This window comes from Colwellia echini (genome assembly GCF_002843355.2).
Taxonomy (GTDB): domain Bacteria; phylum Pseudomonadota; class Gammaproteobacteria; order Enterobacterales; family Alteromonadaceae; genus Colwellia; species Colwellia echini.
Genome location: NZ_PJAI02000014.1, coordinates 37,457 through 59,875 on the forward strand (window position 1 = coordinate 37,457; position 22,419 = coordinate 59,875).

A 22,419-nucleotide genomic window follows, 5' to 3' on the forward strand; every position below is an offset into this window, starting at 1 on the left:
AGGCAAGTTAGCTTACAGTCGTCTGACTTTCATAACATCATCTAACTGATTTAACTTTTCTAAAACGCGCTTTAATAGCTCACTGCTTTCTACTTCCACTTTAACGTTCATGATAACGGTTTGCTTCGCATGGTCAGTATTACTTTCCATACCGACAATACTCATTCTTTCATTCGAAATAATGGTAGAAATATCACGTAACAAGCCTTGTCTGTCACTACAAATTATTTGCACCGAGGCTTCATAACTTTGATTATGCTTATTGCCCCATTGCACTTCTACTAAGCGCTCAGGGTGCATGTTAAGTAAGTTATGAACTTGTTCGCAATCTTCCCTATGTACAGAAATTCCGCGACCTTGAGTAATAAATCCGGTTATAGTGTCGCCCGGTACAGGTTGGCAACATTTAGCCATGTGAGTAAGTAAGTTACCCACACCCGATACAGTAATACCGTTATCATCTGGTGTTGATGCTTTACTGGCAGAGCTTTGTTTAACTAAACTTTGCGGATCTATTTCAGGCTCAGGCTTAAACTTGCTATCGAGTTGAGTAAAGTAATTGATTACATGCTGTAATCTTACGTTATTAGTACCAATACCCGCATAAAGATCATCGACTGTTTTCATATTAAAGTGCTTAGCAGCCGTTAATAAATCAATGTTATCTAAAGGGTACTTTACAATTTCATGATCAAATAACTCTTTACCTTGAACAATATATTTATCTCGGTCGAGTAACTTGAAAAAGTGCTGAACTTTGGCGCGCGCACGTGAAGAATATATATAACTTAAGTTAGGGTTTAACCAATCTCGACTAGGGTTTGGTTTCTTACTGGTAAGTATTTCTACTTGATCACCCGTATGTAATTTATGAGTAAAAGGCACAATTTTGCCAAATACTTTCGCACCAATACAACAATGCCCTACATTCGAATGAATATAATACGCAAAGTCTAACGGCGTTGAGCCCATAGGTAAGTCAATAACATCACCACCTGGGGTGAATACATAAATTCGGTCTTCAAACACCTGGCTGCGTAATTCATCAAGAATTTCACCGCTTTCAGCTACGTCATCTTGCCATTGTAGAATTTTTCTTAACCAACCAATTTTGTCATCAAAGCTGTTGCTTTTACCCTGCGCATTACCTTCCTTGTAACGCCAATGCGCGGCAACACCAAGTTCGGCATCATCGTCCATTTGTTTGGTTCTAATTTGTACTTCAACAGACTTACCATTAGGACCTAAAACCACCGTATGAATAGATTGATAGCCATTAGATTTAGGGGTAGCAACATAATCTGAAAATTCTTTTGCAATGTGTTGCCATTGCGTATGAACAACACCTAACGCAGAATAACAATCTTGCACTCTTTCAACCACAACACGTACTGCGCGCACGTCAAAAAGCTCTTCAAAATCAAGAGACTTCTGTTGCATTTTTTTCCAAATACTATAAATGTGTTTAGGTCGACCATACACTTCGCCATTAATACCTAGCTCTTTTAATTCATCGCTTAAATGACCAACAAAATTGCTCATGTACTCTTCACGTTCAAGGCGAGTTTCATCTAACAATTGGGCAATTTTTTTATACACTTGCGGATGCAAATAACGAAATGAAATGTCTTCAAGTTCCCACTTTAATTGACCAATACCTAACCGGTTGGCAAGTGGAGCATAAATATTTGCACTTTCTTTAGCTGCTAAAACACGCGTTTCTTCATCACTTTTTTTCTTTTCACGTAAATCACATAAGCGCTCTGCAAGCTTAATAACAACCGCGCGAACATCATCAACCATAGCAAGTAACATACGGCGCACATTATCAATATTTTGTGGTTCTTGATCGCTTGACTGGTTTGATGATTGGTTACCTCCTTGACGCAATGCTTTGATTGCCGCCATCTGCTCAACACCTTTGCACAACAAAAGAATATCTTTCGAAAAATGTTCTTTAACAAAACTAATAGTGATAATTTCATTGTCGATTAAAGGAGCGATAAAGGCAGAAACTAGCGAGTCAGCATCAAGATTTAAACCGCTTAAAATTTCTACCATTTCCATACTTTTTTTAAGTAATAAAGCCGACTTATCTTTGGCGTTAATTTCTTTTTGATAACAGTCTGATACTTTCAACCATGCAGCCGATAAAGCATCTGCTTTATTCTCACTCAAAGCTAAGTTACTTAGCCATTGTTCAAAGCTTTGCTCTGTTATTTTATGTGATTTACGCACAGACACCATGAGTAGGCCTTTATCCTTAAAAAATTATCTTAATAACTGAAATACTATTGTGTAAACAATACCATAGTCTCAACATGCTTTGTTTGTGAAAACATATCCATTAGTGATATTTTTTCAATTTTATAGCCTTGTGCTACCAGTATTGCGCTATCTCTAGCTAAAGTTGCAGGGTCACAACTTACATATAAAACGCTCGGTATTTTTAACGTCGCTATTTGCTTAACGGCTTGTTCAGCTCCTGCTCTTGCAGGGTCAAGTAATACTTTATCAAAAACCTGTGCCGTTGCCCATGATGCAGTTAGCCATTCACTGTTTAAGTCGGCCTGATAAAACTGACAATTATTTAATCCATTGACCTGTGCGTTATGTATGGCTTTGTCTACCATCACTTGCACACCTTCAACACCAACAACCTGTTTAGATTTTTTAGCGATAGCTAAACTGAAATTACCCAAACCACAAAACAGATCCAACACTTTGTCGTTTTCACCAAGATTCATCCAAGCAAGTGCTTGGCTTATCATGGCATTATTTACTTGATAATTAATTTGAATAAAATCACTACTGGCAAAATAAATTTGGTTACCGTCGTCTAATGTATAGGAAAGTTTAGGTGCTACATTTTGTTTCGAATGTTCGAGTGCTTGCTGCTCTGCGCCATTATCGATAATGACATGCCACGCATGTTTTTTTGCAAACTGTTGCCAAAGTTGTGTATCAATTGCATTCATCACTTTAAGTTGGCGAACAACAAGTACTATTGACTCACCGACAAGTGAATTATCGTCTTGGGATACACTAGGTGCTGTATTGTTCTCTAATTCAACATGTGTAATATCGGCATGAATCACTTCAATATGGCCAATAGCAGCCTTAACTGTAAGTTGTGCTAATAACTGTTTAAGTATTGGAAAAATGTTATTCACGGGCTCAACTAAAACAGGACATGATTTAATAACTGTTAACTGATTAGTTGATTTCTGCCTAAAGCCAATAATTGGCAGATCATTTTTATCAAATTGTACACCAATTCGTGCTTTACGGCGGTAATGCCATGGCTCACTTTGAATAGGTGCCTGCCAAGGTAAATCTATTTTTTTTGTTTTGATGGCTGTTTTTTGCGTAGTTAGCTTGGCGTTAGGTCGCTTTTTTACGATCCCATCTTCTGCCGTTAAGCTGCGAACAAAAAGCTCGGTAACTTTTTGTTGCTTAAAGGTAAGCTGTGCTGATAATGCCAGCATTTGTAAATCACAACCGCCACATTGCCCGAAATGCTGGCACTTTGGAGTAACTCGGTGCTCATTTTGTTTGTTGATGGCGATAATTTTTGCACGAGCATATTTACTTTTTTGCTCAATTACTTTTACCTCAGCCACCTCATTAGGTAAGGCGCCAGCAATAAAAATAGGTTTACCCTGCCAACGAGCCACGCCCACACCATTAATATCAAGTTTATCAATATGAACGGTTAATTGTTCATTGATTTTTTGGGATTTAACTACAGGTTTAAAAAAGTTTGCCATGATGACCTTAAAACTAACAATGATTGTTATTAATAGCCTCTATATTTATATACCTCATCGCTAGCTAAACTGTAAATTTAACAATGTATATGAGAGTATTTATGTTAAGTTTAATTCTTAATTATAAAGTTAATAATAGAATTAATTCTCTTATAGAAAATTAGCTAAAAACATAAGTAAGTATTTTACCTTAAATTCATCATAAAAGTTCAACAAAAACATGCAAAAGATCAGCTTAAAAGACTGGGTTATCATACTCACTATTGTACCAACTACACTTATAGGTTTTAGTTTAGCGAGTTATTTTTCGTATAGTCGCTCTGTTGAACTTAATGACTTTCTTGAGCAACGTGCTCAAAGTATTATTGAGCCCATTGCCATTGCCAGTAAAGATCCTTTACTCAACCAAAACCGTGACAAATTGCGTCAACTAATTAGTTTTACGCATCGTAATCAGTCAAGCATAGTGAAAAGTATTGTTGTTTTTACTGATGATAATCAAGTATTTGTTACTAGCTCTTATCATGGTGACATTAATTTGATGAGATTAAATTCAGACACTCCGCCACCAGAGCACACTACTATTGAGAATATAGCGGATTACATTATTTTCAGAGCACCTATTATTGATGAATATAACAAGGTTCACAATACTCACATTCAAAGTCCAATCAGCAAAAACACTTCTAATTTTGTTAGCAATGACAATCTGAAATTTACCAACACCACAAATGATGAAAAACCTAACATTATTGGTTATATAGCTATGCAGGTAGACAAAAATCAATTGAAGTTTAAACAACAAAGCCAGTATTTAATTGCTTTTGCTTTTGCTTTATTAGGTACATTGCTTAGCGGAATTTTTGCACTTAGACTAATCACGAAAGTAACTAAACCTATTAACTCTATGGTTCTCGCAATAGAGCGAATTAGAGAAGGAAAACTGGAAAGTAGAGTGAGTGGGCAGTTACTTGGTGAACTTAATTTCCTCAAAAATGGCATCAATGCAATGGCACAGTCTCTTGATGGTTATCAAAATGAGATGAGTGCGAGTATCGATCAGGCAACTATCGATTTACGCGAAAGCTTAGAGCAATTTGAAATTCAAAACGTTGAATTAAGCTTAGCCAAACGTAAAGCACAAGAAGCCAACAGAGTGAAGTCTGAATTTTTAGCTAATATGAGTCATGAATTACGTACCCCACTTAACGGTGTAATTGGCTTTACTCGACAAGTACTAAAAACACCACTCACCGAGAATCAACGTGATTATTTACAAACAATTGATCGCTCAGCCAATAACTTATTAACCATTATTAACGATATTCTTGATTTTTCTAAGTTAGATGCAGGAAGAATGGTTATCGAAAATATACCTTTCTCTTTTAGGGAATCAATTGAAGAAACCTTAAAATTATTAGCGCCTTCTGCACATAAAAAGAATATTGAATTATCAATTAATTTGCCAGAAGAGGTGCCTGACTCTTTGATCGGCGACACCATGCGAATTAAGCAAATAATCACTAATTTAATCAGTAACGCTATAAAGTTCACACCACAAGGTACTGTTGCTGTTGATATATCAAGTGAAGCAGTCAATCAGAAAAGTATCAAATTCAAAGTGATAGTTGAAGACACTGGTATTGGTATGACGGCAGAGCAACAAAAAACTATTTTTGATGCCTTTACCCAAGCAGATCAAAGTATTACCCGCTTATATGGTGGCACTGGATTAGGTTTGGTTATTTGTCAACGACTAGCGCAAGAGATGAAAGGTGATATTGGCTTCACCAGTGAAAAAAATCATGGCTCTAGCTTTTGGTTTACTTTTCAATGTGAAGTTAATTCAACGCCATTGTTATGGGAGTTAAACAACCAACATTTAGCCGATAAAACAATACTTTATTACGAAGAAAGTGCACACGGCAGAGAAGCAATTAAACACATACTCAAACATTGGCGTATGCAAGTTACCTCGGTTATAAATCAGCACCAATTATCGCAGGTATTATCCCGCGCGAGCCAAACACAACAAAGCTTTGATTATGCACTTATTGGTCATAATCAAACTGCTACCGCACTTAGTGAGCTGAAAAAAACGATTACCCAGTTAAAACCAATTTCTAATAATATATATTTAGCTTTAAATAGTAACTCGCCTAATTTACATGACGCCCTTGTAGCTATTGGTGCTACTAGCTGCTTAAGTAAACCACTGACTGCTAATAATTTAAGTAGAGTATTTCAAGCTTCAGCTATTAATGAGCCACAAAGACTGACCTTAAGCTCACCTCAAGGCAAACGACTCCCTATAAAAGTATTAGCTGTTGACGATAATGAAGCTAACCTAAAATTGATTAATGCTTTGTTATTAGAGCAAGTAGAAGAAGTTGTTACCGCTGAAAATGGCTTGATTGCTCTCGAACGTTGTGAAACTGAAAGCTTCGCATTAATTTTTATGGATATTCAAATGCCTATATTAGATGGCATTAGCGCACTGAAGAAAATAAAACAAATACCCTCTAATATGAATACACCAATTATTGCTGTTACGGCGCATGCATTAAATGGTGAAAGAGAGAAGATGCAGCAACAAGGTTTCAATGCTTACATGACTAAGCCTATTGATGAGACTATGTTACGTCATATAATTTATGAATATTGTGATTTTAATCATCTCAATAATTCATCAACTGAAATCATTGTGAATGAAGAGAACCTCGCTTTGAATGATTCATCGCAGGTCTTTGATTGGCCCTTAGCATTAAATCGCAGCGCCAATAAAACAGACCTAGCCAAAGAAATGTTCTTAGGCTTGATTGAAAGTTTACCCGCAACTGAGCAAGGTATCCGGGAAGCCATTAACACACATGATATAGCTCTAATTAAACGTCTGGTGCATAAGCTTAATGGCGCTTGCTGTTATACAGGTACTCCAAACTTAGCTAAGATCACTAATCACCTAGAAACACAATTAAAAATAGGTCTGAGTCTTGATGAACTTGAACCAGAGTTTCTTGAGTTTTTTGAACATATTGAACAGCTACTACTTGCCGCCCCCAGTGCTTTGCAAGAAATAAATGGTAAGTAACCTGATGTGATTGTTATACGTAGGGATAATAATTGAATAAAAGGATATTTATTAAAAAACAGACTATTAAGCAATACTCACCATTATGGTTCGTATTGCTTAGATGATTGAATAAATAAATTGCTTCGGTAGTTTTATTTTAACGAAGTACAATATCAGGGGATGTATTTATTTCCCCATCTTCGGTAATAACCGCTACACCGCCACTACATTGTAGTACAGCCAAGCGATCATTTTCATCTTTACGAACAAACGTTAATTCATAGCCAAATTTTCCAAGGCTACTCGCGGAAAATTTCTGTGCTAACGATAACTTATTCCACCACGCTGATTGCTCAGGAGTTTCCTTTCTACGCTCTAACATGGGTTTCATTTGTGCTTGCATCATTTACTCTCGCTTGTCTCTAATGAGTCCATTCCACCCTACTAAAATCAAGTGTAGACTAAAATAAAAACAAATAAAGTGAAAATGATGGTTTTTTACTCTATTACTAAATAATAATTTAAGTAATGATTCAAAATTCACTCTATATTTCTAACTACTACTGTGAAGTCAGAAGCAACAACCGAGCCTTTGCTGAACCTAGGCTCTTGCTTCTAACATCAATTTTTTCATATCTCGCACAGCGGTATCTAAACCGTCAATCACTGCACGGGCAATAATTGCGTGACCAATATTTAGTTCAATAATTTCTTTAATTGCCGCAATAGGCTTTACGTTGAAGTAATTCAAACCATGCCCAGCATTAACTTTTAAACCTAAACTGTGCGCGTATTTAATACCAACAGTTAATCGCTCTAACTCTACTTGTTGCGCTACTTCACAAGTTAAGTCTGCATAGTGGCCGGTATGAATCTCTATATAAGGTGCTTTAGTGGCGAATGCCGCATCAATTTGCGCTTTGTCTGCATCAATAAATAAACTCACGGCAATACCCGCCGTACTAAGTTTTTCAGTCGCCTTGGCTACCTTGTCAAATTGAGCAACAACGTCTAAACCACCTTCAGTGGTAAGCTCTTCGCGTTTTTCTGGTACTAAACAACAAAATACAGGTTTAACATCACAGGCAATAGCGACCATTTCATCGGTAACTGCCATTTCAAAGTTCATGCGCGTTTGTAAGGTTTGTTTTAATATATATATATCACGGTCTTGAATATGGCGTCGGTCTTCTCGTAAATGTACGGTAATGCCATCAGCGCCGGCATGTTCAGCAACACTTGCCGCATGAACAGGATCAGGATAAGTGGTACCACGCGCTTGTCTTAATGTGGCTATATGGTCAACATTTACACCTAATAATAATTCAGTCATATTGAAATCTCTTCTTTGATTTTTTGTTGTACTTGTCGTTTAATTCGGTCTTTATAAAATACTTACTTGCTAAAGTTGTTAAGCCTAACTTTTTACTGTCGTCTTACTGTCATCATTGACTTAGCGCAGTATGTGGTTATGCCTTTTGAGTAAATAACTTACGACTATTTAACGGCTTATTACCTAATAATTGGTTAATAACCTGTCGCATAAGTAACTTAAAAGTATGATTCACTTCATTAGTGAATTGATAAGTTTCGGGCTCTTGCTCTGATAAACCGTTTAACAATACAGAGCTTTGGTTAATAGGTTGTCGTTGTGCAATAACTTGTAAATGAGCTTGAGCAAAACATTGCTGGCTATTTTTGGGTAGAGCTTCATAAACAGGGACAAACCCTTGCTCAGTTATATAGTGAAAGTAATTTGCTTCGAATTCAAATACTGGCGAAAAGTCAAATGACAAGCCTAACTCTTCTAATAGAGCTAATTCAAAAAATCGTAATTGTGACGCTATTTCTTTGCCTTGCGCTAACGCTGTTAAAGTATTTCGATACTGAATAAATAAATCGGTACAGGCGATGTGCTCGGTAAGTAAACGTATCATCAATTCGTTAATATAAAATGCGCTAAACAAGCTATGTTTTATTAACGAAAATGATTTAGCTGTCGAGTCTACTTGCGTTATTTGTTTAAAAGTCCCCTCACCTTTAATACTTACTCTCAGCGGTAAGAAAGGCTGAATTAAGCCTTTTTTAATAGAGCGCTTCGACTGCCCTACATACACTAAAGCGGTTACTTTGCCTTCGTCCTCTGTTAATAAATCAACCAATAGCTGATTTTCACGATAAGGACGTCGATGTAAAATAAATGCGTTTTGTTCAATCATTTATTATTTGCCAATGATGGTTACTAATTTAGTTAACCTGAGTAATCATCACCGTAACCTAAGCTACGTAATGCACGTTCGTCATCTGCCCAACCTGATTTGACTTTAACCCAAGTTTCGAGAAAGACTTTACTTTCAAATAAGTTTTCCATATCGCGTCGAGCTTCCTGCCCGATTGTTTTTAAACGTTCACCTCGATTACCAATAACCATACGTTTTTGGCTTTCTCGCTCAACTAAAACCAGTGCATTAATATGAATAATGCCTTTCTCATCCATCTTAAACTGCTCTATTTCTACAGTAATAGAATAAGGTAATTCATCACCAGTAAAACGAATTAATTTTTCACGAATGATTTCTGAGGCCATGAAACGACTAGAGCGATCAGTAATGTGATCTTCAGGGAACCAAAAGCCACCTTCAGGTAGCGACGATAAACATAATTGACGAATAGTATCTACGCCTTGTCCTTTAGTTGCACAAATAGGCACTATATCTCTAAAGTCATGCATTGCACCTAACTTTTGTAGGTGAGGTAATAAGTCGTCTTTATCTGCAATATTATCGGTTTTATTTACTACTAATATACACGGCATGCCGCTTTGTTTAACTTTGCTCAACACTAACTCGTCATCTTGTGTCCAGTTAGTACCTTCAACCAAAAACATAATTAATTCAACTTCGGCAATTGAACTACTGGCGGCGCGATTCATTAAACGGTTAATGGCGCGCTTTTCTTCGGTATGTAAACCTGGAGTATCAACTAAAATGGCTTGTCTGTTTTCTTCAGTTAATATACCGAGGATACGATGACGAGTCGTTTGCGGTTTTTTAGACGTAATACTAATTTTTTGCCCTAACAAGGCATTTAATAATGTTGATTTGCCAACATTTGGGCGACCAACAATAGCGATTAAGCCAGCATAGGTATCTGAGGTATCGGTGTGCATAATTTAATTTCTCGTGCTGGTTTTTTTACTTGAATTAGTTTTACTTTGTGCAGGTTTTGTTAACTTCAGTTTCTTCGAAATCGCAGGTTTGGTTGATTTAGAAAACTTAGCGGCTTTAACTTTCCCCGCTTTTTCTTGCTCAATTAAAGCAAGTATTTGCATTGCGGCTTCTTGCTCTGCTTTACGACGACTAGTACCTTTAGCAATAACAACATCTTTGATAATAGATGTTTGACAACGAACAGTAAATTCTTGGTTGTGAGACTGTCCACTAGTATCAATAACTTCATAACTAGGCAGTTCTATTTTTCTACCTTGTAAGTATTCTTGTAATCGCGTTTTAGGATCTTTTTGCTCATTTCCTGGCTTAATTGCTTTTAAACGTTGCTCGAACCAACTCAAAATAAGCTCTTTACAACGATCAATGCACGAATCTAAATATACCGCACCAATAATGGCTTCAATAGCATCTTCTAAAATTGATTCACGGCGATGCCCACCACTTTTCAATTCACCTGGTCCGAGAATTAAACATTCACCTAACTCAAAATCACGCGCCACTTTAGCTAAAGTAACACCTTTAACTAAACTAGATCGCATACGGGTTAAGTCACCCTCATCATGTTTTGGAAATTTATCATAAAGTGCTTCAGCAATAACAAAACCTAAAATTGAATCCCCTAAGAATTCAAGTCTTTCGTTATGTTCGCCCTTGGCACTACGGTGAGTAAGTGCTTGCACTAACAATGTAGGATCATTAAAGTCATAACCCAACTTCTTGGTTAATCTTGCTAAATTATGCGGATTAATTTTCACGATAGATCACTATTTACCATACTAAAAGACTTACTATAAAATTTTCTAAAATAAGGGTTACCAGGCATGCTTTTAAAAACAACCATTTTAATGAATTGCTCCAATACGTGAAAAACGTATGCCAGTTGGAACCCACTGCGGTAAAAAGCTATCTTCGCTACGATCAAAATCAAAGCTCATCCAAATAGCAACCGCTTCTCCTACTAGATTTTCTTCAGGCACAAAGCCCCAAAAACGACCATCGGCTGAATTATCTCTGTTGTCACCCATTACAAAATAATGATTAGCAGGTACTAAAAACTCATCGGCTGCAGTGCCCGCCTGTTGGAAGTACATAGAGGTACGCGATGGAATATGGCTATCATTTAACACATGATGCGTTTTGTTCATCATTTGAGATTCAAATTCTTTCATACCATATTTCGCATCAGGGCCGTCATAGTCACCTAATAGTTTTTGTGGCACTTGCTCAAAATCAGGACAAGTTTCATCAGAATCTAAACATGCTGGTTTAATATATAACGATTTATTACGGTAAATAATGCGATCTCCTGGTAAACCGATAACACGTTTTATGTAATCAATTCGAGGATCTTCTGGGTATTTAAATACCGCAATATCACCACGCTCTGGTAAGCCATTTTCAATGAACTTTATTCGTGCAACGGGATCTTTTAAACCGTAATTGAATTTATTAACAAGAATGAAATCACCATCAAGTAAGGTTGGCATCATTGAGCCTGACGGTATTTGAAATGGTTCATATAAAAAAGAGCGTAAAATTAAAACAAAAGCAATAACGGGGAATATTTGTATTGCGGTATCAACTAATGGCGACGGCTCGGTTAATGTCGCTAAGGCTTCAGGTGTAATTTCTGCTGCATGTAATTCTTTGGCTGCAGCTTGAGCTTCATCAGCTTTTAATTGACGCTGTGGCGCTAAATAAAATTTATTAGCAAACCATACTATCCCTGTTAACACAGTGATTACCACTAAGATAATCGAAAAATAAACTGCCATATTATTCCTAACTATTACTAATTTAAAATCTACTCGGTTAACGCTTAAAAAATATAATCAAGCGACAATATTGATAAAGGTTCGCAATTGTCGCTATTAATCAACCGAATTATTTAGCCATCAAGCTTAAGTACAGCTAAAAACGCTTCTTGTGGAACTTCAACATTACCCACTTGTTTCATGCGTTTTTTACCATCTTTCTGCTTTTGTAGAAGCTTTTTCTTACGGCTGATATCACCACCATAACACTTAGCGGTTACGTTTTTACGAAGTTGTTTAACGGTAGTACGAGCAATAACGTTATTGCCGATAGCCGCTTGGATTGCAATATCAAACATTTGACGATGGATTAATTCTCTCAGCTTATCTACTAATAAACGGCCACGACCAACAGAGTTAGAGCGGTGAGTGATCATCGCTAACGCGTCAACTCTATCGCCATTTATCATCACATCAACACGTACCATGTCTGCAGCTTCAAAACGAATAAAGTTATAATCAAGTGAAGCATAGCCACGACTCGTTGATTTAAGTTTATCAAAGAAGTCCATTACTACTTCTGCCATTGGCAATTCGTAAGTAACGGCAACTTGATTACCATGATAAATAATATCTTTTTGCACACCACGCTTTTCGATACATAAAGTAATAACGCTACCTAAATATTCTTGTGGTACTAAGATATTCGCTTGAACAATAGGCTCGCGTATTTCATGAATACTATTAATTGCCGGTAAATCAGCCGGATTATCGATAGATATCACATTACCGTTAGTTTGTTCAATTTCATAGTTTACCGTTGGCGCAGTAGTAATTAAATCAAGATCATATTCACGAGCTAAACGCTCTTGAATAATTTCCATGTGTAACATACCAAGGAAACCGATACGGAAGCCAAAACCTAGTGCTGATGAGTTTTCAGGCTCAAAAAATAACGAAGCGTCATTTAAACTTAATTTGTTCAGCGCATCTCTGAAGTTTTCATAGTCATCAGAGCTGATTGGGAAAATACCCGCGTAAACTTGTGGTTGCGCTTTTTTAAAACCGGGTAATGCTTTAGCGGTTTCTTTCTTACTGATAGTAATGGTATCACCTACTGGCGCACCATGAATCTCTTTAATACCAGCAATAATGAAACCCACTTCACCGGCTCTTAGCACACCGGTATCAAGTGGTTTAGGTGTAAAAATACCAACTTTATCTATTTGATGTACTTGGCCAGTTGACATCACCAACATTTTATCGCCTTTTTTCACTTCACCATTCATGATTCGAACAAGTGAAACAACACCTTGATAATTATCAAACCATGAGTCAACAATTAGCGCTTGTAAAGGTTCATCAACATTACCCACTGGTGGTGGAATATTTTTTACGATTGTTTCTAAAACATCTTCGATACCCAAACCTGTTTTAGCTGAACATTGAACGGCATCTGTAGCATCTATACCAATGATATGTTCAATTTCTTCACATACGCGGTCTGGATCTGCTTGTGGTAAATCAATTTTATTGAGAATTGGGATGACTTCTAAATCCATTTCTATGGCGGTATAACAGTTAGCAACCGTTTGCGCTTCAACGCCTTGACCCGCATCAACAACGAGTAATGCACCTTCACATGAAGCTAAAGAACGTGATACTTCATAAGAAAAATCTACGTGTCCTGGTGTGTCGATAAAGTTTAATTGGTAAACTTCACCATCTCTGGCTTTATAATCTAAAGTAACACTTTGTGCTTTAATGGTGATCCCACGTTCTCGTTCAATATCCATTGAATCAAGTACTTGGGCAGACATTTCACGTTCTTGTAAACCGCCACAATGCTGGATAAGGCGGTCAGAAAGTGTAGATTTACCATGATCGATATGGGCGATAATTGAGAAGTTTCGAATATTTTTCATAAATGACAATTAAATAACAAGTGTTAGAATAAAATAATGGCGTGATTTTAACGAATTTAGCGCCTTGGGGCTATCTTTTGTTCAGATATCTTTTGTTGTTGGCGTTTACTGACCAAGAGAAATATCTATTAGGTTTTTGATAATGCTTTTAACTAGGGTCTGTTGAACTTTCGAGATTACTTTTACAGCAACTTGTTTGGATTTCTTTGTATTATTTGTATTAAGAGAAGAGAAGACAGAGTATGTGACCTGTAGCTAGCTACTCGAGCATACGATAACCTAGTATAAATTTCAAACAATTGCTGCCCTTTAGGCTTCATTTTAACCCTGAAAAATCAACAGACCCATTACCTTGCGCTAAATAATATCACTTACTTAGGAGCACTGATGTGTTATTCGCTGCGGGGATTATTTCAATAATTTTCGGTTGTAGCTTTGCACTTTGTTTACCACTTTGCTGTTGATATTTAGCAATACGATAGCCTAAATATGCCCCGCCAATGCCAAAACCTACGGCAAATAGTTCATGACTAAAAAACTGTTGATTTAGCAACCATTGACCTAAAGCAGAAAAACTAATTAAACCAAGCAGTGGTAATAAATACACTTGACCTGCACTTGATAAAATATCCTGCTCAGGTAACGCTAATACTACACAATCACCTAATTGTAATTTATTACCTGACGCGTCTGTTTTGTTAATATCGTAAGGCAAGGTTAAGGTAAGTTTACCTTGCGGCAATGCTTTAGCAACTTGACCGCTACCGCAACTATCAACTTGTGCACAACTGCTACAGGTTGATTTTATTTGACTAGTGACTGTAATACTTTTTGCATTAATAGCTACAACATTAGTTAGTTCTTTAATCATTACTATACTCACTTATCAAGTGATCGTCTTCAATGAAACTTTCAGCTTCATTCGAATGAATTTGTTCACTCGTTTGAGCTTGCTGATTAGTAGTAGAATTATTTGGAGTATGCTGTTCACTCTCAAAATTATTACTAACGGGTACAGTTTTTTGCTGTTGGTCTTTATTTATTGCTGCTTTCGCAGGAGCAAGTGATTCCGCTATTTTTTGCGCTGTAACTAGAGGGATATCGCCAACAACGCCAACTTCTATACCTTGAGAAATGGCATTAAATACCAAGGTAGCACCATCACTGGCGTATTCAGGAGCTCTAAACTTTTCATTACTAGGGTTAACATATACAGATATTTCAACTAAACCGTCTGAAAACAACATAAAATCAACCATACGATCATCACCACGATTATAACTATTTAAGTTATGCTGATTTGATTTCACTGCATTAAAACCACGTGGTAACCAATCAACTTGCCAAGCTAATTGCTTGCTCTGTTGTTGGTCTGATAAGTTAATGGCTTTGGGTAATTCTGCTAATTGTAACTGCACTAAATTTTCAGATAATTTATCGGTAACATCAAGGTGAGTTACTTGTACTTGCTCAAGTAGTTTTCCTTGGCGTGTTACTACAGCCATTTTAAGTAATAAACCCGTATTTTGATCAAGCCATAACCAATAACTGTAACGATATTTATCCTTAGCAACAATACGAACTAACTGCGCTACACGGCCTAATATTCGACTTCTACCTACAGAAATGAAACGATAACTTTCTGCTATTTCACTTATATCGCCACGTAAAACACTTGGGATTGGTCCGCGAATATCATCAGAAATCACTGAATATGGATCTTGATCCGGTTCAATATAACTAACGATCTCACCTTGACGTAATACGTCATGACGAGAGCCATTAAGGCGAGTTATAACTTCTAATTCTTGACCGTTATCAGCAATACCGTGAAACCAATGATAAGGTTCAGCTTGGTTGTTTTTAACCACGACGAAAGAGGCTGTAAAATTGAGTTGACGCAGTGATTGAGAGAATCGTTCGAGCCAAAGTTTTGCAGATTCAGTTTCTGCAGCTTTTGTAGGTAGGTTAATGCATAAAAGTAATAAAAAGAATACCGATAATTTCATAAATTCTCGTAAATAATGGCTGATAGTTAATCATACCAATTCCATTAAATTTATTCCTAAAAGCGAATTTAAAATATTTACTACATTGTTATTGATTTTGCTAAGGGCGCTAGATGGGTGTAGCTTATTATTAGACAATGCAGGTGCATATACTCCTGAATAATCATTACCTTAATCAATTTATATATTAAATAGTTTTATATTAATTACTTTTAACACTCGCTGAGCAGGAAATAACATAATGGGCTTAGTATTAATTCAATCCGTTGCAGAATGATATTATCAACTAATTCAGCCAATCAAGCTATTTTATATTACCTGATGACATATGAATGTTATGTAGTTCATTTAATGCTTTAAATATAAGTTGCTAATTTAAAGCATTAAATTAACTTGCCACACAGTAAAACTTTATACCAAAATTTTTAGTGCAGCAGTGTTTGTATTAATTAGTGCCTAATTTAACTTGTTGATTATGATCTTTTAATAATGAATGTAAACGACGCTGTTGAGCCACTCTTTCAGCGGCAAGCTGCTCATTCGTTACTTGCTGTGATTGTTGCTGGTTTTGTAAACTCTGCTCTACTTGAGGCGATTGAACTGAAAAGCTAACAGGATTAGCAAATCCCGTTAATGGTACCGTTTGTACTACTTGGTTTGGCATAACAGAATTATCTGCTACGTTATATTGCACACCCACAATCATTAAAGCGGCAGCAGACGCGGCAATAGCTACCTGGCCAATAGGTTTAGCAAAGTTTACTATTTTAGCTTTAAAGCGATTAGTTGCATCAACAATATTATTGCTTGGCACGTTATCTTGAATAACGTTAACAACGTCTTCTTCAAGCGTTTCAGTTAATAAATCATCGTTATCTAGCGTTATTTGTGCGTCACTTTGAGACTGAGTGTTAGCTGATAACTTAGGCGAAAGAATCGTTGCTTCTTGGGCGATAGCGGCAGCAATACTTTCACTTAAATCTAACTGTAAAGTTTCAGGCACTTCATCACGTAACACATCACCAATTAAATGATAATTTTGCCAAGTATTTGATAACTCATCATCCTTTAACATACTATCCACTAAATGACTGCTAACACTCTCGTCTGTTGACGGAGAGTAATTATCGACTAATGATGAGATAGACTCTGATTTAATTTCGCTCATACTTACCTTAAAAAACTTGGTTAAATTTTGCTTTACACATTACTTCGCTGCTTAAATTTACATTACTGCTGGCTTAGTTGTTTTTTTCTAATAAAGGTCTAATTTTCTTATCAATCGTATCACGTGCTCTAAAAATACGTGAACGAACGGTTCCAACTGGACATTCCATAATCGTTGCTATTTCTTCATAGCTTAAACCTTCAATTTCTCGAAAATTTATTGCTAATCGGAGATCTTCAGGTAACGACTCCATAGTACTGAAGATTAGTTTTTTAATTTCTGCGGTGAGCAATAATTTTTCAGGTGATGCATTTTCACGTAAAGCGCCACCTGCATCATAATTTTCAGCATCATCGACTTCAATATCGTTACTTGGTGGTTTTCTACCTAAAGCTACACTATGGTTTTTGGCACAATTTACTGCAATACGATATAACCAGGTATAAAAAGCACTGTCACCTCTAAAATTAGGTAATGCTCGGTACGCTTTAATAAATGCTTCTTGAACAATGTCAGGTACGTCACTATTATTTTTAACATAACGACTGACTAAACTCGCCACTTTGTGCTGATATTTAGTTACAAGTAAATTGAATGCATTTTTATCACCACGCTGAACCCGCTCAACTAATTGTTGATCGATATTAGGTTCGCTCTTTTGAGCCACATCTTTTAACACTGACAAGGGATTTGTACTCATATTTTTTTATTGGCTCATAACAAACACATTAAGTAAGACTAACTAATGTATAAAAAGTTCTTTTTAATTTTAAGTTTTTTATAAAAAACTTAAAATAATGACTGAATGCGTTATAAAACAATACCGTTATTATCTACCAGACTTAATTAAACTTAATTTATTAAACACGATTAATTAAACAATATTAACTATCGTGATTTCTGGCGGCTTTTATCTATGTATTATAGAATACCTGAAAATCCGTTTCGAAACTATTCGCTTTTACAGACGAACATAATCAGAAAAGTATGACTCAACAAAACAATTGTGATGTTTTAATCGTTGGCAGCGGCGCAGCAGGCCTAACACTAGCCCTACATTTAGCTAAAAATGCCGATGTAGTTATTTTAAGTAAAGGCCCTTTAAATGAAGGTTCTACTTTTTATGCTCAAGGTGGGATTGCCGCTGTATTTGATGAGAATGATAGTATTTCTGCACATATTGAAGACACTCTTATTGCTGGCGCAGGTTTATGTGATGAAGAGGCGGTAAAGTTTACCACTGAAAATGCAAAATCATGTTTAGAGTGGCTAATAAATCAAGGTGTTGAGTTTGATAAAGAGCAAATTGATGACGGTGAAAAACGTTATCACTTAACTCGAGAAGGCGGGCATAGTCACCGTAGAATTTTACATTCTGCCGATGCCACCGGCCAAGCAATTCAAATGACTTTATCTGAACAAGTCAAAAAACATTCTCGTATTCGTATTTTCGAACGATTTAACGCTATAGATTTAATTTGCCAACAAAACAGTACGGGCAGCAAAGTTAAAAAATGTATCGGTGCCTATATTTGGAATAGAAATACAGAGAAAGTAGAAAGTATTTATGCGCAAAAAGTAATTTTAGCAACTGGCGGTGCGAGTAAAGTTTATCAATACACCTCAAATCCTGACGTTGCTAGTGGCGACGGTATCGCCATGGCTTGGCGCGCAGGTTGTCGTGTAGCAAATATGGAATTTAATCAATTTCATCCTACTTGTTTATTTCATCCTTCTGCTGGTACATTTCTACTGACTGAAGCATTACGTGGTGAAGGCGCTAAACTACGACGCCCCGACGGTAGCCGTTTTATGCCTGACTTTGACGAGCGTGCAGAACTAGCACCGCGTGATATTGTTGCCCGTGCTATTGATTATGAAATGAAGCGTTTGGGCGCTGACTGTATGTATCTTGATATTAGCCATAAACCAAGCGAGTTTATCAAGCAGCATTTCCCAACTATTTATGAAAAAACAATATCGTTAGGTATTGATATCACTCAACAGCCTATTCCTATTGTACCTGCTGCACATTACACTTGTGGCGGCGTAATGGTCGATACACAAGGTAAAACTGACATTGATCAACTTTATGCTATTGGCGAAATGTCTTACACAGGTTTACATGGCGCAAATCGATTAGCTAGTAATTCATTACTAGAATGTATTGTTTTTGCGCGTGCGGCGGCTTTAGAGATTAGTAAAACTTTAGCAGCAGATAATCGACATATAACTTTACCTCACTGGGATGAAAGTCGTGTAACCAACTCTGATGAAGAGGTTGTGATTCAACATAATTGGCATGAACTGAGATTGTTTATGTGGGATTATGTAGGCATTGTAAGAACCACTAAACGATTAGAGCGGGCACTACATCGTGTAGAGTTATTACAAAGAGAGATCGACGATTATTATCAAAACTTTAAAGTAAGCAATAACTTACTCGAGTTACGAAACTTAGTACAAGTTGCTGAACTTATTATAAAATGTGCAATGGAAAGAAAAGAAAGTAGAGGCTTACATTACACCTTAGATTTCCCTGACTTATTGCCTGAAGCAGTACCAACGATCTTAAAACCTAAAATCTAAAATCTAAACTAAAGTTTGAGCTAACTCATTATTTGAAACTTTAGTGAAGAATGAGTTAATAAATAATTAGTAATAAGCGAGTAATACCCTTGCAAAAAGAAAACTGCACTTTGTTCAATATTTAAGGTTTAGGTTTAGGTTTAAGGTTCAGAGTTGTCTTACGACCCTTGCTAGGCGAGAAAAATCTTGCCCGCTAACACTGTCTCTAAATAGAAATACTTGCTTAGGGCGCTGTTTTGCAATTCTTTTTTGATGCTGGGTTAAGTCAAATAGTTGTGTTTGAGAGCTAGCATCATTATTTTTCGGTACCATAACCAACCAACAACCGAAAAAGCTAAATCGACTATGCGCTAATAATTGGTAATGATTAACCGCCAAACAAGTTAAATCGGTAGTCGTGCACTTAGCAAGTAATGGTTTATCAAATAGCTGAATATCACCGGTATTATCTACCAATAAACAACCACTGATGCTACGTGTATTATCGCTTGATAACCATAGCCCACAGCTAACTAAACCTACCACAGCAATAGACAACGCCAACATATAGTTATAACTAAAAATAACAATGCTAGTTAACAGCACAAGCATTAATAATAAACTATAGGCTGCTAATTTATAGCGCGAGTATTTAACATTAATATTATACTTTGACGCGCTTAAGTATATGTTGGACCATTGCGTTAAGTTCTTCATCTTTACAAGTTTCATGCCCCATAAACCAAGCAAATAATTCAGGATCTTGGCAAGTTAGTAAGCGCTCAAACGTAAACTGATCTTGGTTTGATAGACTATCGTATGCCTCATCAACAAATGGGGTAAACAACACATCTAACTCTAACATACCGCGACGACACGCCCATCTTAAACGGGCTTTATTCACTTTTGAAAGAGTAGTTGAGTTTTCTTTTTTTGTCACTGGATTGTGTGAGTTTTCGTTTACAGAATTATTTACTGACATAGCACCCTTCTTGAATAAGCATTGCTGATTAAAACAGATAATTTATAACATATATTGTAACAACAACTTCCATAACACAGCTATTAAAACCAGCCTCAATCATTAAAAAATCATCGGTTGAGTTGTTTTTGTTATTTTAGCCCTTATTCTATTAGTTACTGTTAATATATAAGCCTAGTTAGTTATAATCCAATAGAGTTATAACTTATCCTTCACTTTTCACTGAGCTCATCATGACCACCAATACACAACTACCTTCTTTACCGCAATTACCTGATACTTACCTTATTGAATTGAGTGATTTTGGCGCTATTTCATTATCAGGTGAAGAGCAAACTAAGTATTTACAAGGGCAAGTAACCTGTGATGTGAACAGCAGCACTGAATCAAACTTACTTGTTGGTGCTCACTGTGATGCTAAAGGTAAAGTATTCTCTGTTTTTAGATTAATCAACCGCTCGACCGCATATTTATTATTACAACCTAAAGCCAGTATTGAAAATTCACTCAAAGAGCTGAAAAAATTTGGCGTATTCGCCAAAGTTACTATTGAAGAAACTACAAACTTAAGTTTTGTCGCACTAGTTGGCGAGCAAGCAAGTAGCTTGTTACAACAAAAATTCTCACAAGTACCAGATAGTTTAACGCCTGTAGCACAAATAGGTACTACCAATATAGTATATCTGGGCGGAGAGCAATCTCGTTATATCATTATTGACGAACAAGCTGTTATTTCTTCCTTAAAAGAAGAATTAGCTTTGCCGATTTATTCGCAAGCAGTTTGGAATTTATTCGAAATAAATCAAGGTTTCCCTATTTTAACAGCTGACACCAGTGGTCAATATGTTCCGCAAATGCTTAACTTGCAGGCTATAAATGGCATCAGCTTTACTAAAGGTTGTTACCTTGGCCAAGAAACAGTGGCGAGAATGCAATATTTAGGCAAAAACAAACGCGCCTTATTTTCGTTATCAGCTCAACTTAAGCAAGATTTTCAAGCCGATGACATTATTGAAAAGAAATTAGGCGATAACTGGCGTAAAGCCGGTGATATACTAGCTTATTATCAAGCAGATGATGGCAGTTGTCTCATTCAGGCCGTTTTGGTGAAAGATGATGAAGTACCTGAAATGCGTGTTGCTGCGCAAGCATGTTCGGTTGTTGAGGTTCAAACTCTGCCTTATTCGCTAGAGGCTAAATAAACTTTACTTAATTTACACTTACGCAAACAAATAATTCTAGTAGGAGAAAACATGAAAGTAGCTAAAAATAACGTTGTTGTTATGCACTATGCCGTATCAGACAGCGAAGGCACATTAATCGATAGTTCATACGAAGATAAGCCTATGGCTATTATCCAAGGTACTGGTTATTTAATTCCTGGTTTAGATGACGCGTTAGTTGATCGCGCTGTTGGCGACAAATTTGAAGTTGCAGTAGCCTGTGCAGACGCCTATGGCGAACGTCATGATGATTACGTACAAACAGTACCGCGTGAAGTTCTTGCTGGTGTTGAAGATTTATCATTAGGTACACAATTACGTGCTACCACAGATGATGGCGAACAAACTGTTATTGTTATTGATGTTCAAGATGATGTGATTACGGTTGACGGTAACCACCCGCTTTCAGGTTTAGACTTAAACTTTGATGTTGAAATACTTGAAGTGCGTGAAGCTACTGAAGAAGAGCTTTCTCATGGACATGTCCATGCACCTGGTGGCTGTGGTCACGATCACTAATTCGAGTTAGTGCTGTAAACTACACACTTAATAACTCATCTTAGCTATATATATTCGTTAAGACTGTTTTAAAGCCATCGTATATAGAATATTACGGTGGCTTTTTTATAACAAAAATAACCAAGCCCTATTCATCAAATACCTACTGAATAAATACCCATTGAACAAATACCAATGAATTATGACTAACCTTAGTTC

19 protein-coding genes are annotated in these 22,419 nt (G+C 36.5%); 4 read left to right on the forward strand and 15 right to left on the reverse strand.

Features of this window, described 5'->3' with window-relative positions:
• Window positions 1-12: 12 nt before the first annotated feature.
• Window positions 13-2,247, reverse strand: a complete 2,235-nt coding sequence (relA, locus tag CWS31_RS12285) for a GTP diphosphokinase (RefSeq protein ID WP_101343598.1) — start codon at window positions 2,245-2,247, stop codon at window positions 13-15.
• 44 nt (window positions 2,248-2,291) lie between these two features.
• Complete coding sequence (gene rlmD, locus CWS31_RS12290) at window positions 2,292-3,770, reverse strand: 23S rRNA (uracil(1939)-C(5))-methyltransferase RlmD (protein WP_101343597.1); 1,479 nt, start codon at window positions 3,768-3,770, stop codon at window positions 2,292-2,294.
• A gap of 220 nt (window positions 3,771-3,990) precedes the next feature.
• Here rlmD and barA point away from each other — a divergent pair, with 220 nt between their 5' ends.
• Window positions 3,991-6,861 carry a two-component sensor histidine kinase BarA gene (barA, locus tag CWS31_RS12295; RefSeq protein ID WP_101343596.1) on the forward strand — a complete coding sequence of 957 codons (2,871 nt, stop codon included), beginning with the start codon at window positions 3,991-3,993 and terminating at the stop codon, window positions 6,859-6,861.
• A 139-nt stretch (window positions 6,862-7,000) separates the two neighbouring features.
• On the opposite strand, the gene CWS31_RS12300 is transcribed toward barA, so the two are convergent.
• The 11 genes from CWS31_RS12300 to rpoE all read right to left on the reverse strand — a co-directional run bounded on the left by CWS31_RS12300 (window position 7,001) and on the right by rpoE (window position 17,629).
• Window positions 7,001-7,249, reverse strand: coding sequence for a hypothetical protein (locus CWS31_RS12300; RefSeq protein ID WP_101343595.1), 249 nt, complete (start codon window positions 7,247-7,249; stop codon window positions 7,001-7,003).
• A 195-nt stretch (window positions 7,250-7,444) separates the two neighbouring features.
• Window positions 7,445-8,176, reverse strand: coding sequence for a pyridoxine 5'-phosphate synthase (pdxJ, locus tag CWS31_RS12305; RefSeq protein ID WP_101343594.1), 732 nt, complete (start codon window positions 8,174-8,176; stop codon window positions 7,445-7,447).
• A gap of 136 nt (window positions 8,177-8,312) precedes the next feature.
• Window positions 8,313-9,062 carry a DNA repair protein RecO gene (gene recO / locus CWS31_RS12310; protein ID WP_101343593.1) on the reverse strand — a complete coding sequence of 250 codons (750 nt, stop codon included), beginning with the start codon at window positions 9,060-9,062 and terminating at the stop codon, window positions 8,313-8,315.
• 32 nt (window positions 9,063-9,094) lie between these two features.
• Window positions 9,095-10,012, reverse strand: coding sequence for a GTPase Era (gene era, locus CWS31_RS12315; RefSeq protein ID WP_101343592.1), 918 nt, complete (start codon window positions 10,010-10,012; stop codon window positions 9,095-9,097).
• Between the two features lie 3 nt (window positions 10,013-10,015).
• On the reverse strand, window positions 10,016-10,822 hold the full coding sequence (rnc, locus tag CWS31_RS12320; RefSeq protein WP_106426976.1) for a ribonuclease III: 807 nt from the start codon (window positions 10,820-10,822) through the stop codon (window positions 10,016-10,018).
• A gap of 93 nt (window positions 10,823-10,915) precedes the next feature.
• A complete protein-coding gene (lepB, locus tag CWS31_RS12325; RefSeq protein ID WP_101343590.1) occupies window positions 10,916-11,848 on the reverse strand; it encodes a signal peptidase I in 933 nt (310 codons plus the stop codon).
• A gap of 113 nt (window positions 11,849-11,961) precedes the next feature.
• Window positions 11,962-13,752 carry a translation elongation factor 4 gene (gene lepA / locus CWS31_RS12330; RefSeq protein ID WP_101343589.1) on the reverse strand — a complete coding sequence of 597 codons (1,791 nt, stop codon included), beginning with the start codon at window positions 13,750-13,752 and terminating at the stop codon, window positions 11,962-11,964.
• Between the two features lie 367 nt (window positions 13,753-14,119).
• Window positions 14,120-14,623, reverse strand: a complete 504-nt coding sequence (locus tag CWS31_RS12335; RefSeq protein WP_101343588.1) for a SoxR reducing system RseC family protein — start codon at window positions 14,621-14,623, stop codon at window positions 14,120-14,122.
• Entirely contained in the window at window positions 14,616-15,761 is a 1,146-nt protein-coding gene (locus CWS31_RS12340) for a MucB/RseB C-terminal domain-containing protein (RefSeq protein WP_101343587.1), read from the reverse strand. Before CWS31_RS12340 ends, CWS31_RS12335 begins: the two co-directional genes overlap by 8 nt.
• A gap of 445 nt (window positions 15,762-16,206) precedes the next feature.
• Complete coding sequence (locus CWS31_RS12345) at window positions 16,207-16,929, reverse strand: sigma-E factor negative regulatory protein (protein ID WP_101343586.1); 723 nt, start codon at window positions 16,927-16,929, stop codon at window positions 16,207-16,209.
• 73 nt (window positions 16,930-17,002) lie between these two features.
• Entirely contained in the window at window positions 17,003-17,629 is a 627-nt protein-coding gene (rpoE, locus tag CWS31_RS12350; RefSeq protein ID WP_101343585.1) for an RNA polymerase sigma factor RpoE, read from the reverse strand.
• Between the two features lie 287 nt (window positions 17,630-17,916).
• Here rpoE and nadB point away from each other — a divergent pair, with 287 nt between their 5' ends.
• Window positions 17,917-19,518, forward strand: coding sequence for an L-aspartate oxidase (gene nadB, locus CWS31_RS12355; RefSeq protein ID WP_101343584.1), 1,602 nt, complete (start codon window positions 17,917-17,919; stop codon window positions 19,516-19,518).
• 147 nt (window positions 19,519-19,665) lie between these two features.
• Here the strand turns inward: nadB and CWS31_RS12360 are convergent, their stop codons facing one another.
• Window positions 19,666-20,109 carry a hypothetical protein gene (locus tag CWS31_RS12360; protein WP_101343583.1) on the reverse strand — a complete coding sequence of 148 codons (444 nt, stop codon included), beginning with the start codon at window positions 20,107-20,109 and terminating at the stop codon, window positions 19,666-19,668.
• Between the two features lie 52 nt (window positions 20,110-20,161).
• Window positions 20,162-20,437, reverse strand: a complete 276-nt coding sequence (locus tag CWS31_RS12365) for an FAD assembly factor SdhE (protein ID WP_246143510.1) — start codon at window positions 20,435-20,437, stop codon at window positions 20,162-20,164.
• Between the two features lie 275 nt (window positions 20,438-20,712).
• Between CWS31_RS12365 and ygfZ the strand changes: the two genes are divergently transcribed.
• Complete coding sequence (ygfZ, locus tag CWS31_RS12370; protein ID WP_101343581.1) at window positions 20,713-21,681, forward strand: tRNA-modifying protein YgfZ; 969 nt, start codon at window positions 20,713-20,715, stop codon at window positions 21,679-21,681.
• Between the two features lie 51 nt (window positions 21,682-21,732).
• Window positions 21,733-22,221, forward strand: a complete 489-nt coding sequence (locus tag CWS31_RS12375) for an FKBP-type peptidyl-prolyl cis-trans isomerase (RefSeq protein ID WP_101343580.1) — start codon at window positions 21,733-21,735, stop codon at window positions 22,219-22,221.
• Window positions 22,222-22,419 lie beyond the last annotated feature (198 nt).

Bases quoted from the DNA above. Each gene is read 5' to 3' on its own strand.
- relA (WP_101343598.1), bottom strand. From the start codon at position 2,247: ATGGTGTCTGTGCGTAAATCACATAAAATAACAGAGCAAAGCTTTGAA.
- rlmD (WP_101343597.1), bottom strand. From the start codon at position 3,770: ATGGCAAACTTTTTTAAACCTGTAGTTAAATCCCAAAAAATCAATGAA.
- barA (WP_101343596.1), top strand. From the start codon at position 3,991: ATGCAAAAGATCAGCTTAAAAGACTGGGTTATCATACTCACTATTGTA.
- CWS31_RS12300 (WP_101343595.1), bottom strand. From the start codon at position 7,249: ATGATGCAAGCACAAATGAAACCCATGTTAGAGCGTAGAAAGGAAACT.
- pdxJ (WP_101343594.1), bottom strand. From the start codon at position 8,176: ATGACTGAATTATTATTAGGTGTAAATGTTGACCATATAGCCACATTA.
- recO (WP_101343593.1), bottom strand. From the start codon at position 9,062: ATGATTGAACAAAACGCATTTATTTTACATCGACGTCCTTATCGTGAA.
- era (WP_101343592.1), bottom strand. From the start codon at position 10,012: ATGCACACCGATACCTCAGATACCTATGCTGGCTTAATCGCTATTGTT.
- lepB (WP_101343590.1), bottom strand. From the start codon at position 11,848: ATGGCAGTTTATTTTTCGATTATCTTAGTGGTAATCACTGTGTTAACA.
- lepA (WP_101343589.1), bottom strand. From the start codon at position 13,752: ATGAAAAATATTCGAAACTTCTCAATTATCGCCCATATCGATCATGGT.
- CWS31_RS12335 (WP_101343588.1), bottom strand. From the start codon at position 14,623: ATGATTAAAGAACTAACTAATGTTGTAGCTATTAATGCAAAAAGTATT.
- CWS31_RS12340 (WP_101343587.1), bottom strand. From the start codon at position 15,761: ATGAAATTATCGGTATTCTTTTTATTACTTTTATGCATTAACCTACCT.
- CWS31_RS12345 (WP_101343586.1), bottom strand. From the start codon at position 16,929: ATGAGCGAAATTAAATCAGAGTCTATCTCATCATTAGTCGATAATTAC.
- rpoE (WP_101343585.1), bottom strand. From the start codon at position 17,629: ATGAGTACAAATCCCTTGTCAGTGTTAAAAGATGTGGCTCAAAAGAGC.
- nadB (WP_101343584.1), top strand. From the start codon at position 17,917: ATGACTCAACAAAACAATTGTGATGTTTTAATCGTTGGCAGCGGCGCA.
- CWS31_RS12360 (WP_101343583.1), bottom strand. From the start codon at position 20,109: ATGCTTGTGCTGTTAACTAGCATTGTTATTTTTAGTTATAACTATATG.
- ygfZ (WP_101343581.1), top strand. From the start codon at position 20,713: ATGACCACCAATACACAACTACCTTCTTTACCGCAATTACCTGATACT.
- CWS31_RS12375 (WP_101343580.1), top strand. From the start codon at position 21,733: ATGAAAGTAGCTAAAAATAACGTTGTTGTTATGCACTATGCCGTATCA.